Source organism: Bradyrhizobium sp. 186, from assembly GCF_023101685.1.
Lineage (GTDB): Bacteria > Pseudomonadota > Alphaproteobacteria > Rhizobiales > Xanthobacteraceae > Bradyrhizobium.
On the sequence record NZ_CP082164.1, the window covers coordinates 1,211,380 to 1,224,228 of the forward strand.

Genomic DNA, 12,849 nt, shown 5'->3' on the forward strand with positions numbered 1-12,849 from the left:
ATGACGTTTATTCCTCCTCTGCGCCAGGCGTCGGCCGCAGCATGAAATGACCGAAGGCGGAAGCGATCGGCTTGTCCGGATGGTCCTGCCAGGCCCGCGCCTCGAAGGCGACGATGCGCCGGCCCTGTTTCACGATCGAGACATTGGCAAAGCTGTCGAGCGCGCGGCCGGAGCGCAAATAGTTGACAGTGAGTCCGATCGGCTTGGGCAACGCGGCGATTCCGAGCTCGCGCGTCACGCCGACGATCGCGGTGGTTTCGAGAAAGGCGCCGGTCATCCCGCCATGGATCGCGGGCAGGATCGGATTGCCGATGATCTTTGGCGAGAACGGCATCGTCAGCGTGCCATCGTCGTTCACGCGAATGCCGAGGCAGCGCGCGAACGGACTGTTGGCGAACGGGCCGTCCGGATCCTCCGGCGCCTCGAGCGTCGGGATGCTGCGGGAATCCATCCTGCGGTCCGCGAGCATATTGGTGCGGTTGGCGCCGATCATGAAGCAGGCGGTGGCGGTCGCGACCGGATCGTCCTCGGAGTCCTGATACGCGGTGGAGCGTACGAAGGCGATCGAGCGTGTGGTGCGGTAGCAGACCGAATGCGCCTTGATGTCGAGGCCGGGCGTCGCCGGCTTCTGGTAGTCGATGCGCAAGTCAAGTGTTGCGATCGCGCGCGTGCCGTCGAGCGCGAGCTGCACCGCCATGCCGCAGCTCTCGTCCAGCATCGCGGTGACGACGCCGCCATGCAGCACGCCGGTCTCGGTATCGCCGACGAAAACGGGACGGTAGGGCAGGCTCGACCAGGCCTCGCCCGGTGCAAACCGGTCGAGCCGGAGACCGCTGATATGGCCATAGTCGGAGCGGCGGCCCTGGATGGCCTCGGCGAGTTCCTCGAACGGGAGCGTGGTCGGTGGGCTGGACGGTGAGCTGGACATGGTGACGTTCTAGACCAGTGCCGGGCGCCGCGCAAAACCCCGCACGGGCCGTGGCACGACAGGTCCTGTCGTGGCGGTTTGGCCTCGACAGAGCCGGGCGAAGCAACGATGGTGAGCGTTCTGTTTGTCCACTGCCCGCAAGGAGTGCCCATGGCCGATCCCGAAACACCCGCCACCAGCCAGGGACCCGTGATCATTTCGAGCTCCAGCGCGGAGCGGGCTCCGATCATCTATTTTGACGGCGCTTCCTGCTTCGGCCATCACAACGGCGCGATCCAGATCGAGCTCGCCGCGAATCTCCTCATGCCTGTCGGGGCCGCCGTCAGGGTCGATGTGGTCCAGACCGCGCATCTGCGCTGCAGCCTGGCCGCGGCGCTGGCGCTGCGCGAAGCGCTCGACAAGGCGCTCGCGATGTACCGGCAGGGGCAACAGCAGCCGACGGAGGAGATTCCGGCGGTGAAGAATTGAGGCGACAGCAAATCAGCTTGCGAGATTCGCGTTCAGGCAGCACTTCTTGAACTTCTTGCCACTGCCACATGGGCAGGGATCGTTGCGGCCGACTTTGCGAAACGGATTGCTTTCGGGATCATAGAATGAGCGCGCGCGCGCGATGCTGGTTTCTTTGCGCGAGGCTCCGGATTGAAGGCGGCCCAATTCGACAGTTCTCGGATCGTATCGTCGAATGGCGATAGTTCGTCTTTGGAATGAACTGGCGGAGCATCGGGATGATCGAGTGTATACTGCAAATCGTTCTCGAACTCCTTGAACGAAATCCACATTTTGTCGGTAGATCCCCGAGCAAAGACGTGCTCCACCAACGGCTTCAAAGTGGAGAGTCCGAGCCAGGCGATCGATTGCTGCCAACCCGCCCAGACGTAACAACACTCCTGTGGTTGAAGCCGGTCGTAGCACTCGCGCATGAATTGTTCGGTCCAGGTGCGCGGCAGCTCGCCACGCAAGGTCAGTACCGCGATCGCGTCGACCATGCGTGAACGAACGAATTCGTCGGCATCTTCGTCGTAGATGATTTCGAGCAACGGCTGCGGATCACCATCGAAGACGGCGGCCATCACGCGATGGGCCGTGGCCGTGATTGCATCGCCGAGGATCAATCCGACCAGTTCTGGCGGCTTCCGCAAGAACCTTGCGAGCACCGGGTACGCGGATTTGGTCCGCCATTCGCCAAGCAGGTGGAATACGAAGAACAGCGCTGGGCCGTACTCAGTGTCACCGGAGGATTCGGTCTCCTCGAAGGTCCGTACGAACAAGGGAATGATCGAGTCCTTGTCCGCTCGGGCCGCCTGGATAGCTTCGGTCGGAAGGCCGGATTCCTTGTTGAGGCTTTCGAGGATCTGCAACGGATCCATGTGGTGTCCTCCGATGGAGCAGCGTATTCCCTATCTCACCCGTTCGTCACATGCACCTTCGGCTTCCTGCCGTCGTTCCACTTGCCGTCGATCGCCCGCTCGATCTGGGCGGCGAGTTGCAGCAGCAGGCCGTCGTTGGCCTGCTTGCCAAGCGCCTGGATGCCGAGCGGCAGGCCGTGCTCGTGGGTCGCCATCGGGATCGAGATCGCGGGCATGCCGCAGAGATTGGCGAGCGGCGTAAACGCAAAGTTGCGCCAGAGATTGCCGAACCAGTCCAGCACGTCCGGATTGTCGGAGATGGTGAGATACTCCTTCGTGCCGACCTTCGGCGTCGGCAGCGCGGTGATCGGCGTCAGGATCACGTCCCACTGCTCGAAGAACGCGCCGAAGCCGCGCGACGTCGTGTTGAACACTCCTTGCATCTTCGCCCGCTCGGCAAAGCTCGTGTGGCGCCCCGCTTCCCAGATTCGGATGTTGACGGGCTCGACGAGATCCTCCGGCGGCCGATCCAGCCCGCGCGCGGCGAGCATGTTGGAGATCACCACGGCGAAATTGCTGATGTAGCAGGTGGTCTGCGCCTCGAACGCGGCGCGGAAGTCGATCTCGGGCAGCGCATAGTCGACGTGATGGCCGAGACCTTCGAGGAAGCGGCCAGCCTTTTCGAGTTCGGCGGCGATGTGCGGCGTCGCGGTGTAGTCGCCCCATGTGTGCGACAGCGCGATCCTGAGCTTGCCCGGATCGCGTTTGATCATCTCGCTGTAGGGCTGCGCCGTAGTCCAGAATGGCATGAACTCGCCGGGTGCGGGCCCGCGGGCATGGTCGACGAAGGCGGCGGTGTCGCGCACCGAGCGCGACTGGCAGCCCTGGATGGAAACGAGGCCGGTGAGGTCCGACATGTGCGGGGCGAGCGAGAACACGCCGCGCGAGACCTTTAGCCCGATATTGCCGTTGACGCCGGCGGGTATGCGGATCGAGCCGCCGCCGTCGGTCGCATGCGCGATCGGCACCACGCCGGCCGCGACCATCGCAGCGCTGCCGGCCGACGAGCCGCAGGTGGTGTAGTCGGTGTCCCAGGGATTGCGCGTGACATAGACGGCCGGATTGTCCGCCGAGCTGCACACGCCGAATTCCGGCGTGGTCGTCCGCCCGATCAGGTTCAGTCCGGCTTGGCGAAATTTTGCGGTCAGGAACGTGTCAGCGGCCGCGCGATTGCCGCGCATCAAGAGCGAGCCCATCTCCTGGAGCCGGCCCTTCATGGTCGGGCCGAGGTCCTTCATCAGGAAGGGCAGGCCGGCGAACGGGCCGGCAAGATTGGCGCCGTCCTTGGCCGGGTCGGCGATCACATCGTCGAACAGCTCGACCACGCCCGACAGCGCCGGATTGACCTTGGCAACGGCGGCGGCGGCCTGACGGGCCAATTCCTTCGCCGTCAGTTCGCCCTTGCGGACGCGTGCCGCCAGCCCTACGCCATCGTGCTGCGCCCATTCGTTCCAGCTCATCGGCAAAGTCATGAAAGTCCCCTTGATGCGGCGCCACCTTCCTTTCGCAAGGGACCGCGCGAATCAACTGAGCCGGCGCGAGGGGCAGGGTTGCGCCGGGCGGAGAGGTCGGGTGCGAGCATGACTTGCATGCGGCCGCATCAATTCGAGAGCCTTGAATTCGAGAGCCTTGCGATCACCGCGACCGGTCCACCGCCGGCGGGCCCCTGATGCTCGGCCCCGCCGGACACATAGACCGCGCCGGTCCCGGACAGGCCTGCGATCAAGCCGCCGACCGCTGCGCGGGCGTGCCGTGTCGAGCTGATGTCGGTGTCTTCCAGCATGGTATGGCGGAAGCCGCGCACGCTGCCGTTGGGCGAGGCCTCGGCCTTGGCGAAGATGTTGACGAGCCCGCGGCCCGCGGCTGCCGGCGGTGCGATGCCAAGTCCCACGCTGGTCAACGCTGCGGTCACGGCGGCGGAGTCGATGGCGTCGCTCATCACGGCATGCCCAATCTCGAATTCGCTCACTGACGACGCCGAATTGCCGAGCACGATGACCACATTGTGCATCAGCTCGATGCCCGCCGAGGTGGAGGCCACCGACGAGAACAAATCATAGCGGCGCAGCACGTCGTCGTCGTGGATATCAGGCGCGATCTCGCCGAGCGCCACGGCAACGCCGAGCGCGGAGGCGCCGCGCGAATAGGCCATCGAGCTATAGGCGCTAATCGTCGCCGTCTTGTTGCCGCGGGCGCTTGCGGCCTCGATGCGATCGCTGGTGAGCAGCGGGCACTTGATCTGCACGAAATGGACGTCGGCGGGATCGGCGATACCGGCATCCTCCATCGCGGCCTTCACGGCCTTGGCCGTCTCCGCGATCTGGGTAGAGCGGCCGAGCTCTTCGGGGAGGAAATCCCTTGTGTACGCCATGCCGATGCTCAGGCGCTTGCCGGAGATGCCTGCGGGCCGTTCACCGACCTCGCGCCGCGTGAACACGGTGATGTGCGGGCTGAGCACGCCCTCGGTGCCGCCCGACATCACGAACGCAATGCGCTGCTCGACCTCGTGTGCGGGAAGGCCGAGCTGCGGCGCCAGCGCTGTGCATAGCGCGGCAACGGCATATTCCCGGGTGAAATCGTTGACGCCGCCATTGCCCTCGGTCTTGCCGAGGATTGCCAGGATCGATGTCGGTTCGATCGCGCCGGAGCCGATCATGCTCATGAGGCCGGAGACGTCGCCGGGGCCTTTGGTGGCGATCCTGATGACGCCGACCGCTGTCGTCCGCATTGCAGTCCTCACATGGAGTTCAGGGGGCCCGGCGGACAAACCAGCCGTCGAACGGGGGCGGCTGTCAAGATGTTGAGACAATTCCCATCGTCGTCCTGGCGAAAGACAGGACGACGATGGGTATGTGCGCCGTCTGGCCACCCGCACGATTGTGGCGAGATCGCATCGCTATAACAAAAAAATCCTCTGTCGACGGTTGCGCGCCGCACCTTGATGAATCAACCTCGGTTGGTCCATAAGCGGCGTCCCGCGGCCGGTTTCGGTTCGTGGTGCGTGCTTGGATAGAGGGGTTCTCGCGTGGCGAATATCAACCAGAAAATTGCGCAGGAGCTTGGGGTTCGGGCGGAGCAGGTCGAGGCGACGGTGACGCTGCTCGATGGCGGCGCCACGGTTCCCTTCATCGCGCGCTACCGCAAGGAGGCGACCGGTGCGCTCGACGACACGCAATTGCGCACCCTGGAGGAGCGCCTGGTTTACCTCCGCGAGCTCGAAGACCGCCGCAAGGCCATCCTCGAGTCGGTCCAGGAGCAGGGCAAGCTCGATGCCGCACTCGAAGCCAGCATTCTCGCCGCCGACAGCAAGGCGCGCCTGGAAGACATCTATCTGCCGTTCAAGCCGAAGCGTCGCACCAAGGCCGAGATCGCCAGGGAAGCCGGCCTCGAGCCGCTCGCCAACCAGCTGATGGCGGAGCCTACCAACGATCCGAAGGTCGTGGCCGAAGCCTTCGTCAACGCCGAGAAGGGCGTGGCGGATGCCGCTGCCGCGCTCGACGGCGCCCGCGCCATCCTGGTCGAGCGCTTTGACGAAGACGCCGACCTGATCGGGAGCTTGCGTGAGGAGGTGTGGACTAATGCGCGCATGGCTTCCACCGTGCGCCAGGGCAAGAAGACCGAGGGCGAGAAGTTCGCTGACTATTTTGAGTTTTCCGAGCCGCTGACGAAACTACCGTCGCATCGCATCCTTGCGATGTTCCGCGGCGAGAAGGAAGAGATCCTCGATCTTCAGATCCAGGCCGAGGCCGAAGCGCCGCCCGCCGGCGTGCCGGGCGCCTATGAGCTGAAGATCATGAAGCGGTTCGGCATCGCCGACCTCAAGCGCGCCGGCGATCGCTGGATGATCGACACTGTGCGCTGGGCCTGGCGCACCAAAATCCAGGTGCACCTCAATATCGATCTGCGCATGCGGCTGTGGAACGCCGCCGAGACCGAAGCCGTGCGCGTGTTCGCCTCCAACCTGCGCGACCTCTTGCTGGCAGCGCCCGCCGGCACCCGCGTCACCTTGGGGCTCGATCCCGGCTACCGCACCGGCGTCAAGGTCGCCGTCACCGACGCGACCGGCAAGGTTGTCGATACCGCTGTGATCTATCCCCACGAGCCGCAGCGGCAGTGGAACGAGTCGCTTGCCATCCTCGGCAAGCTCGCGCTGAAGCATCGCGTCGAACTGATCGCGATCGGCAACGGCACCGCCTCGCGCGAGACCGACAAGCTCGCGGCCGATCTCGTCAAGGGCCTGGCCGAACTGAAGATGACCAAGATCGTGGTGTCGGAAGCCGGCGCGTCGGTCTATTCGGCCTCCGCCTTCGCCTCGCAGGAATTGCCGGGCCTGGACGTGACCCTGCGCGGCGCGGTCTCGATCGCCCGGCGCCTCCAGGATCCGCTCGCCGAGCTGGTCAAGATCGAGCCCAAGGCGATCGGCGTCGGCCAGTACCAGCACGATCTCGGCGAAGCCAAGCTCGCGCGCTCGCTCGATGCCGTGGTCGAAGATTGCGTGAACGCAGTCGGTGTCGACGTCAACACCGCCTCCGCGCCGCTGCTGGCACGCGTATCAGGTGTGGGCTCCGGCCTCGCGCAGAGCATCGTGCAGCATCGCGATGCCAACGGCCCGTTCAAGTCGCGCAAGGCTCTCAAGGATGTGCCCCGGCTCGGGCCGAAGGCGTTCGAGCAGTGCGCGGGCTTCTTACGCATTCTCGGCGGCGAGGACCCGCTTGATGCCTCCGGCGTGCACCCGGAAGCCTACCCGGTGGTGCGGCGTATCCTCAGCGCCACCAAGAGTGACATCAAGGCGCTGATCGGCAGCGCCGACATCGTGCGCACGCTGAAGCCGAAAGACTATGTCGATGAGACCTTCGGTCTGCCGACCGTCACCGACATTCTGCGCGAACTCGAAAAGCCCGGCCGCGACCCGCGCCCGGCGTTCAAGGCCGCGGTGTTCATGGAGGGCGTCGAGGAGATCAAGCATCTCAAGAAGGGCATGATCCTCGAGGGCACCGTGACCAACGTCGCCGCCTTCGGCGCCTTCGTCGACATCGGCGTGCACCAGGACGGCCTCGTGCACATCTCGGCGATGTCAAAAACCTTCATCAAGGATCCGCGCGAGGTGGTGAAGCCCGGCGACATCGTCAAGGTGAAGGTGTTGGACTTCGAGGTCGCGCGCAAGCGCATCTCGCTGACGCTGCGGCTCGACGACGAGGTCGGCGACAAGAAGGATGCGCTCGGCATGCAGCGCGACAACTCCCGCAATACCGCCCGCATGACATCGTCGGCACCGCGCAAGCAGGAGTCCTCCGGCGGCGGCGCACTCGCCGAGGCGCTGCGCCGCGCGGCGGAGAAGAACGGCGGCAAGCTGGCTTGAGGACTTAACCTCTCCCCGCCCTTGAGTGGGGAGAGGTCGGAATTCGCGCGCAGCGCGGGTTCCGGGTGAGGGGCAGGGCACTATGTTGCCGAGATGGAAGTCCATCCGACTCGTCGGACGATCACGCGCCGGACATTCTGCCTCCAACTCAAATCGCATTTCGCGGCAGCAACCCCTCACCCCACCCTCTCCCGTAAGAACGGGGGAGAGGGAGTGCGAGAGCGCCTCGTCCCTAACTTCCGCGTCAGAATCTGGCGCATTTGTAAGTTGAAGGAGACGGCCCGTTCTCGTCATCTGATCCTCCTCGCGCGACGGGCGTGTCGCCGCGCTGCATGGAGGATGTTTCGATGATCAACAGGCGTCTCACCGGCCTTGCTGCCGCGATTGTTGCTGCGGCATTGGCACTTTCATCGCCCGCTCTCGCCAGAGGTGGCGGCGGAGGGCATGGCGGCTTTGGCGGCGGCGGGCATTTCGGTGGTGGAATGCACGCGGGCGGCTTCGGTGGAGGAATGCGCGGAGGCGGCATGCATGTCGGCGGCATGGGCGGCGCGCGTTTCGCCCATGTCGGCGGACCGGGCTTCGGCGGGGCACGCTTCGCGCATGCGGCCATCGGGCCGCGTTTCGCCGGCGCCGGCTGGCACGGCAGGCCTTTCATCGGCCGCCATGCCTTCTTCCATCACCGCCATTTCCGTCGTTTCGCCGTTTTCGGCGCACCCTTTGCCTACGCCGCCTACAACGACGGCTGCTGGCGCAGGAGCTGGACGCCCTATGGATGGCAATGGGTCAATGTGTGCGGAGACTCTTGGTACTAGCATCGCCGTACCGCACCATTGTCGCGATCGTCATCGGGCAGTTCCGCTCAGCCCCAGAACGGGATAGTCTGGTGGCGATCGTCGCGTGGAGTTTGTCATGACCGGAGGTCACCGCCGCATCCTGGTCGTCGAGGACGATCCGGAGACCGCAGGCCAACTCGTCGAGGAGCTGACCACCTCGGGCTATGACGTCGATCTCGCCGCAACCGGCCGCGAGGCCCTTAGCCACGGCGCCGCGCGCGATTATGCAGTGATCACCATCGACCGCATGCTGCCCGACATCGACGGCATCACTGTGATGCGGCAATTGCGCGACGACGGCATCGCGGCTCCCTTCCTGATCATCTCGGCACTCGGCGAGGTCGATGACCGCGTGCGCGGCCTGCGCGCCGGCGGCGACGATTATCTCGTCAAGCCGTTCTCCTTCGTCGAGCTGCTCGCGCGGCTGGAAGCTCTCGGCCGTCGCAGCGAGACGATTGCCAAGGAAACACTTCTGCGGGTCGGCGATCTCGCCGTCGACCTGATCGCGCGCAGCGCCAGCCGGCGCGGCCGGAAGATTCCGCTGTTGCCGCGGGAATTTCAGTTGCTCGAATATCTCGTCCGCAACGAGGGCCGCGTCGTCTCCCGTGCGATGCTGCTTCAGCATGTCTGGGATCTGCACTTCGATCCGTCCACCAACATCATCGACGTCTATGTCGGGCGCGTCCGCCGCAAGGTCGACGACAGCCAGGCCTATCCGCTGATCCACACCATCCGCGGCATCGGATATTGCCTCCGTGCTCCTGGTTAAGACGCTCCAGTCCTCGACCTTCAGGTTGGCGCTGATCGCGATCGCGGCGTTCGGGCTGATCGTCGCCGCGATCATGGCCTATGTTTACCTCGGCACGCTCGCCTATGTGCAGAGCCGGGTTGGCAATGCTGGCGATCACGACGCCTTCAGGGACATGATCGGGCTTGCGATGGCCGCGGTCGCCGTGCTGCTCCTCGTGCTGGCGGGGCTCGCTGCCGTGCTGGTGACGCGACGCACGGTCGGACGGATCGAGGAGATCAATGCCACCAGCCGCGCCATCATGCTCTCGGGCCTGGACCAGCGCATCCCCTTGCGCGGCAGCCACGACGAATGGGATCGCGTGGCCGAAAATCTCAACCAGATGCTCGATCGCATCGAGACGCTGATGGGCGAGGTCAAGCAGGTCAGCGACAACGTCGCGCACGATCTGCGCACGCCACTGACGCGCACGCGCGGCCGGCTGGAAAAGGCCTATCACGCCCCGCGAAATGGCGAGACGGATGCGGCGCTGATGGGCGACACCATCGCCGATCTCGACGCCGTGCTCGGCATGTTCACCTCCATCACCCGGATCTCGGAGATCGAGACCCGCGCCCGCAGGAGCGCCTTTCGCGCGCTCGACCTCGCCGAGATCGCCGGCGAGGTCGTCGAACTCTACGACGCCGCGGCCGAGCAGGTCGCGACCCGTCTCAGCCTCGGCGGCGACCGCGCGGTGTCCGTGACTGGCGACCGTGACCTGCTGTTCGACGCCATCGCCAATCTCGTCGACAACGCGATCAAGCACGGCCGCGCGGGCGGGCAGGTGACCGTGACCTGCCGCAGCACCAATGATGGGGCAGTGATCGCGATCGCCGACGATGGTCCGGGCATTCCGGCGGATCAGCGCGATCACGTGTTCAAGCGCTTCTACCGGCTCGAGCAGAGCCGCTACACCCCGGGTAATGGCCTTGGCTTAAGCCTGGTCGCCGCGGTCGCTCGCCTCCATTGCGCCGAGATTGCCCTGCACGACAACGCGTCGGGCCTGACGGTCCAACTCAGCTTCCCGCCGCACATGCCCTAAAGCGCGATGAGATGAGGATGAATCATCATCGCGCTTTAGGTTGTTGTTTGAGCATGATCTTTTCGGAAAACCGCTTCGCACTTTTCCGGTTCATGCCCTAGAGCTCGATCACGCCGCGGCGCGCTGCATGCGCGACCGCATCGGTGCGGCCGGTGGCATCGAGCTTGTCGAGCAGCGAGCCGACATGGAATTTCACGGTATGCACGGAGATGCCGAGCTGACGCGCGATCATCTTGTTGGAGGCGCCCTCGGCCATCAGCGCCAGCACATCGAGCTCGCGCTGCGTCAGCGCGATGTCCTCGGGCATGATGCGCGGATCGCGGGCGACGATCGTCGCTGCGGCCTGCTCGCCGGGTACGGCGAGGCGGAGCCCCGCGATGTTGCTGAGCAACGCGGTCAGGCGTTCGGCGAGGGCGGGATCGTCGATCTCCAGGGACAGCACGATCTCCGCCGGATTGTCCTCGCTCACGCCTCCGGCCTCTCGCCGATCGTGACCTTGAAGCTGACCGGCTCGCCGCCGCGGCGCACCGCGACATTGACCACCGCGCCGACGCTTGCAGGTCCCAACGTTCGCGATAGCGCGCGCACCCCGGACAGCTTTTGGTCGTTGACCGCGATGATGACGTCGCCCTGCCGGATGCCGGCTGCGGCCGAGGGACCGGTCTTGTCGACGTTCATCACCATCGCGCCGACGCCGTCGTCGAGCCGCACCGGCTGGAGCCCGAGGCCGAGATATCCGCGGGCGATGCGGCCGCGGGTTTCGAGCTGTGCCGCCACGCGCTCGATCGTCGCCGCCGGGATCACCAGCACCCGCCGCGGGCCGAGCACGGCCATGCCGAAGGCCTCGCCTGACGCGTCCAGCGCGAGGCCGCCCTGCTGGCTGGAGCGCAGGCGAACGTCGAGCTCGATCCGCGCGTCGATGTCGCCGCCGCGCAGGCTGCGCCAGCTCTTGCCGGACAACGATACCATTCCCAGCGCCGCGCTGGGCGCGTCGCGGTTGGTGGCGACCACGACCGACAGCGCGCCGAGAGCAGGGACCGAGGTCGCCAGCTTGATCGGGGCGATGCCGGTGTCGGCGCGCAACAGCGCGATATCGGTCGTATGGTCGCGGCCGGCGATGGCGGCGGGCACGGTGCTGCCGTCGGAGAGGGCGATCTGGACCTCGCCTTCATCGGCCAGCGCCTCGTCGGCGGTGATGATGAGGCCGGGCTTCCAGACGAAGCCGGTTGCGCGGGAGCGGTGCGAATGCACGGAAACCACGGACGGCGCGGTGCGCGCCACGACGTCCGCGAGCGCGGACGACAATGAAGACAGGGGGGAGGGGTCGGTCATGGCAGGCTCCTGTAAGCTGCCCTCAATCTGGGATGCCGCGGGCGATCTGGAAACTGGCCGGTTGGCCAGGACCGGCCCCGTAGGACCACGGCCGACGAACATGTGATTGGGAGTTGCTCACGGGAACGTGTAGCAATCGCGAAATTCCGCCGCACGGCCTCAACGATTTTCAGCGAGCCCTGACTGATGACCATCGACCTCACCCGCCGCACCCTGCTTCAACTCGCCGGCGCCACCTCGCTTGCGGCGGCTGCTGCGGCCGCGGCGCGCGCCGAGGGTACTCTGCAAGGCGGCGGGCCGGCCTATGCCAGCCGCACGCCGATGCGGATCGGCATGGTGACGCTGCGGGTGAAGGATATCGACAAGGTTGCGGACTACTATCGCGACGTGATCGGACTCAGCGTGATGGAGCGCTCGGCCACAGCCGCGAAGCTCGGCACGGCCGGCATCACGCTGGTCGTGCTCGAGGCCCGTCCCGAAGCTGCGATCGAGCCGCGCGACGCCGCCGGCCTCTATCACACCGCCTTCCTGATGCCGACGCGCAAGGATCTTGCGCGCTGGCTGGTGCATGCGGCCTCGCATCGCGTGCCGATGTCGGGCTTTGCCGACCACCTCGTCAGCGAATCCGTCTATCTCGACGATCCCGAAGGCAATGGCATCGAGGTCTACGCCGACCGCGATCCCTCGCAATGGCAATGGAGCGAGGGAAGTGTGAAGATGGCGTCCGACGAGCTCAACATCCCCGACCTCTTGTCCCTGACCAATACGCGCGTTGTCGACTATGCCAGGGCGCCAGACGGCCTGCGCGTCGGCCACATGCATTTGCGCGTCGGCGATCTCGCCGAGGCTGAGCGATTTTATCACGGTACGGTCGGCCTCGACCCGACCCGTCGCCGCAACGGCGCCGCGTTCCTGTCGTCAGGCCGCTATCACCACCACCTCGGCATGAACGTCTGGCAGAGCCAGGGTGCCGGCCAACGGGACGATGCCACGACGGGGCTGGCCTGGTTCTCGCTGGTGACCGAGAAGCAGGACCTGCTCGCCGCGCAGGAAGAGCGCCTGCGCAAGGGCGGCGCGAAACTCACTGCGCTCGCGAATGGCGTGGAGGCCGTCGATCCCTGGGGCACGCGGGTGCGCCTGCTCAGGGTTTGATCGCCGGCGC

12 protein-coding genes and 1 pseudogene are annotated in these 12,849 nt (G+C 65.7%); 6 read left to right on the forward strand and 7 right to left on the reverse strand.

The genetic code is table 11. The features are described 5' to 3' along the window. Window positions 1-7: 7 nt before the first annotated feature. A complete protein-coding gene (locus tag IVB18_RS05520; RefSeq protein WP_247988239.1) occupies window positions 8-928 on the reverse strand; it encodes a PaaI family thioesterase in 921 nt (306 codons plus the stop codon). Between the two features lie 150 nt (window positions 929-1,078). Here IVB18_RS05520 and IVB18_RS05525 point away from each other — a divergent pair, with 150 nt between their 5' ends. Further along, entirely contained in the window at window positions 1,079-1,396 is a 318-nt protein-coding gene (locus IVB18_RS05525; protein WP_247988240.1) for a hypothetical protein, read from the forward strand. 12 nt (window positions 1,397-1,408) lie between these two features. Here IVB18_RS05525 and IVB18_RS51555 read toward each other — a convergent pair whose 3' ends face one another. The 4 genes and pseudogenes from IVB18_RS51555 to IVB18_RS05545 form a co-directional block, all read right to left on the reverse strand. After that, on the reverse strand, window positions 1,409-1,582 hold the full coding sequence (locus tag IVB18_RS51555) for an SEC-C metal-binding domain-containing protein (RefSeq protein ID WP_256476707.1): 174 nt from the start codon (window positions 1,580-1,582) through the stop codon (window positions 1,409-1,411). Next, window positions 1,582-2,295, reverse strand: a pseudogene (locus IVB18_RS05535) (DUF1186 domain-containing protein); the annotation flags it as partial. The pseudogene IVB18_RS05535 and the gene IVB18_RS51555, both read right to left, overlap by 1 nt. A 35-nt stretch (window positions 2,296-2,330) precedes the next feature. Continuing rightward, the gene (locus tag IVB18_RS05540) at window positions 2,331-3,806 is read right to left on the reverse strand and encodes an amidase (protein WP_247988241.1); all 1,476 of its coding nucleotides are present in this window, start codon (window positions 3,804-3,806) and stop codon (window positions 2,331-2,333) included. Window positions 3,807-3,934: 128 nt separating this feature from the next. Beyond that, entirely contained in the window at window positions 3,935-5,062 is a 1,128-nt protein-coding gene (locus tag IVB18_RS05545) for a ring-opening amidohydrolase (protein ID WP_247988242.1), read from the reverse strand. 297 nt (window positions 5,063-5,359) lie between these two features. On the opposite strand from IVB18_RS05545, the gene IVB18_RS05550 reads away from it, so the two are divergent. The 4 genes from IVB18_RS05550 (at window position 5,360) to IVB18_RS05565 (ending at window position 10,355) form a co-directional block, all read left to right on the forward strand. Further along, complete coding sequence (locus IVB18_RS05550) at window positions 5,360-7,693, forward strand: Tex family protein (RefSeq protein WP_247988243.1); 2,334 nt, start codon at window positions 5,360-5,362, stop codon at window positions 7,691-7,693. A gap of 347 nt (window positions 7,694-8,040) precedes the next feature. Beyond that, window positions 8,041-8,505 carry a hypothetical protein gene (locus IVB18_RS05555; RefSeq protein WP_247988244.1) on the forward strand — a complete coding sequence of 155 codons (465 nt, stop codon included), beginning with the start codon at window positions 8,041-8,043 and terminating at the stop codon, window positions 8,503-8,505. A 97-nt stretch (window positions 8,506-8,602) separates the two neighbouring features. Then, entirely contained in the window at window positions 8,603-9,295 is a 693-nt protein-coding gene (locus IVB18_RS05560) for a response regulator transcription factor (RefSeq protein WP_247988245.1), read from the forward strand. Further along, entirely contained in the window at window positions 9,282-10,355 is a 1,074-nt protein-coding gene (locus tag IVB18_RS05565) for a HAMP domain-containing sensor histidine kinase (protein WP_247988246.1), read from the forward strand. Before IVB18_RS05560 ends, IVB18_RS05565 begins: the two co-directional genes overlap by 14 nt. A 97-nt stretch (window positions 10,356-10,452) precedes the next feature. On the opposite strand, the gene IVB18_RS05570 is transcribed toward IVB18_RS05565, so the two are convergent. After that, window positions 10,453-10,824 carry a helix-turn-helix transcriptional regulator gene (locus IVB18_RS05570; RefSeq protein ID WP_247988247.1) on the reverse strand — a complete coding sequence of 124 codons (372 nt, stop codon included), beginning with the start codon at window positions 10,822-10,824 and terminating at the stop codon, window positions 10,453-10,455. Further along, window positions 10,821-11,687 carry a S1C family serine protease gene (locus IVB18_RS05575; protein WP_247988248.1) on the reverse strand — a complete coding sequence of 289 codons (867 nt, stop codon included), beginning with the start codon at window positions 11,685-11,687 and terminating at the stop codon, window positions 10,821-10,823. The genes IVB18_RS05570 and IVB18_RS05575 overlap by 4 nt, the downstream gene beginning before the upstream one ends. A 186-nt stretch (window positions 11,688-11,873) precedes the next feature. Here IVB18_RS05575 and IVB18_RS05580 point away from each other — a divergent pair, with 186 nt between their 5' ends. After that, window positions 11,874-12,839 carry a VOC family protein gene (locus tag IVB18_RS05580; protein WP_247988249.1) on the forward strand — a complete coding sequence of 322 codons (966 nt, stop codon included), beginning with the start codon at window positions 11,874-11,876 and terminating at the stop codon, window positions 12,837-12,839. The last annotated feature ends 10 nt before the right edge of the window (window positions 12,840-12,849 follow it).

Bases quoted from the DNA above. Each gene is read 5' to 3' on its own strand.
- IVB18_RS05520 (WP_247988239.1), bottom strand. From the start codon at position 928: ATGTCCAGCTCACCGTCCAGCCCACCGACCACGCTCCCGTTCGAGGAA.
- IVB18_RS05525 (WP_247988240.1), top strand. From the start codon at position 1,079: ATGGCCGATCCCGAAACACCCGCCACCAGCCAGGGACCCGTGATCATT.
- IVB18_RS05540 (WP_247988241.1), bottom strand. From the start codon at position 3,806: ATGACTTTGCCGATGAGCTGGAACGAATGGGCGCAGCACGATGGCGTA.
- IVB18_RS05545 (WP_247988242.1), bottom strand. From the start codon at position 5,062: ATGCGGACGACAGCGGTCGGCGTCATCAGGATCGCCACCAAAGGCCCC.
- IVB18_RS05555 (WP_247988244.1), top strand. From the start codon at position 8,041: ATGATCAACAGGCGTCTCACCGGCCTTGCTGCCGCGATTGTTGCTGCG.
- IVB18_RS05560 (WP_247988245.1), top strand. From the start codon at position 8,603: ATGACCGGAGGTCACCGCCGCATCCTGGTCGTCGAGGACGATCCGGAG.
- IVB18_RS05575 (WP_247988248.1), bottom strand. From the start codon at position 11,687: ATGACCGACCCCTCCCCCCTGTCTTCATTGTCGTCCGCGCTCGCGGAC.
- IVB18_RS05580 (WP_247988249.1), top strand. From the start codon at position 11,874: ATGACCATCGACCTCACCCGCCGCACCCTGCTTCAACTCGCCGGCGCC.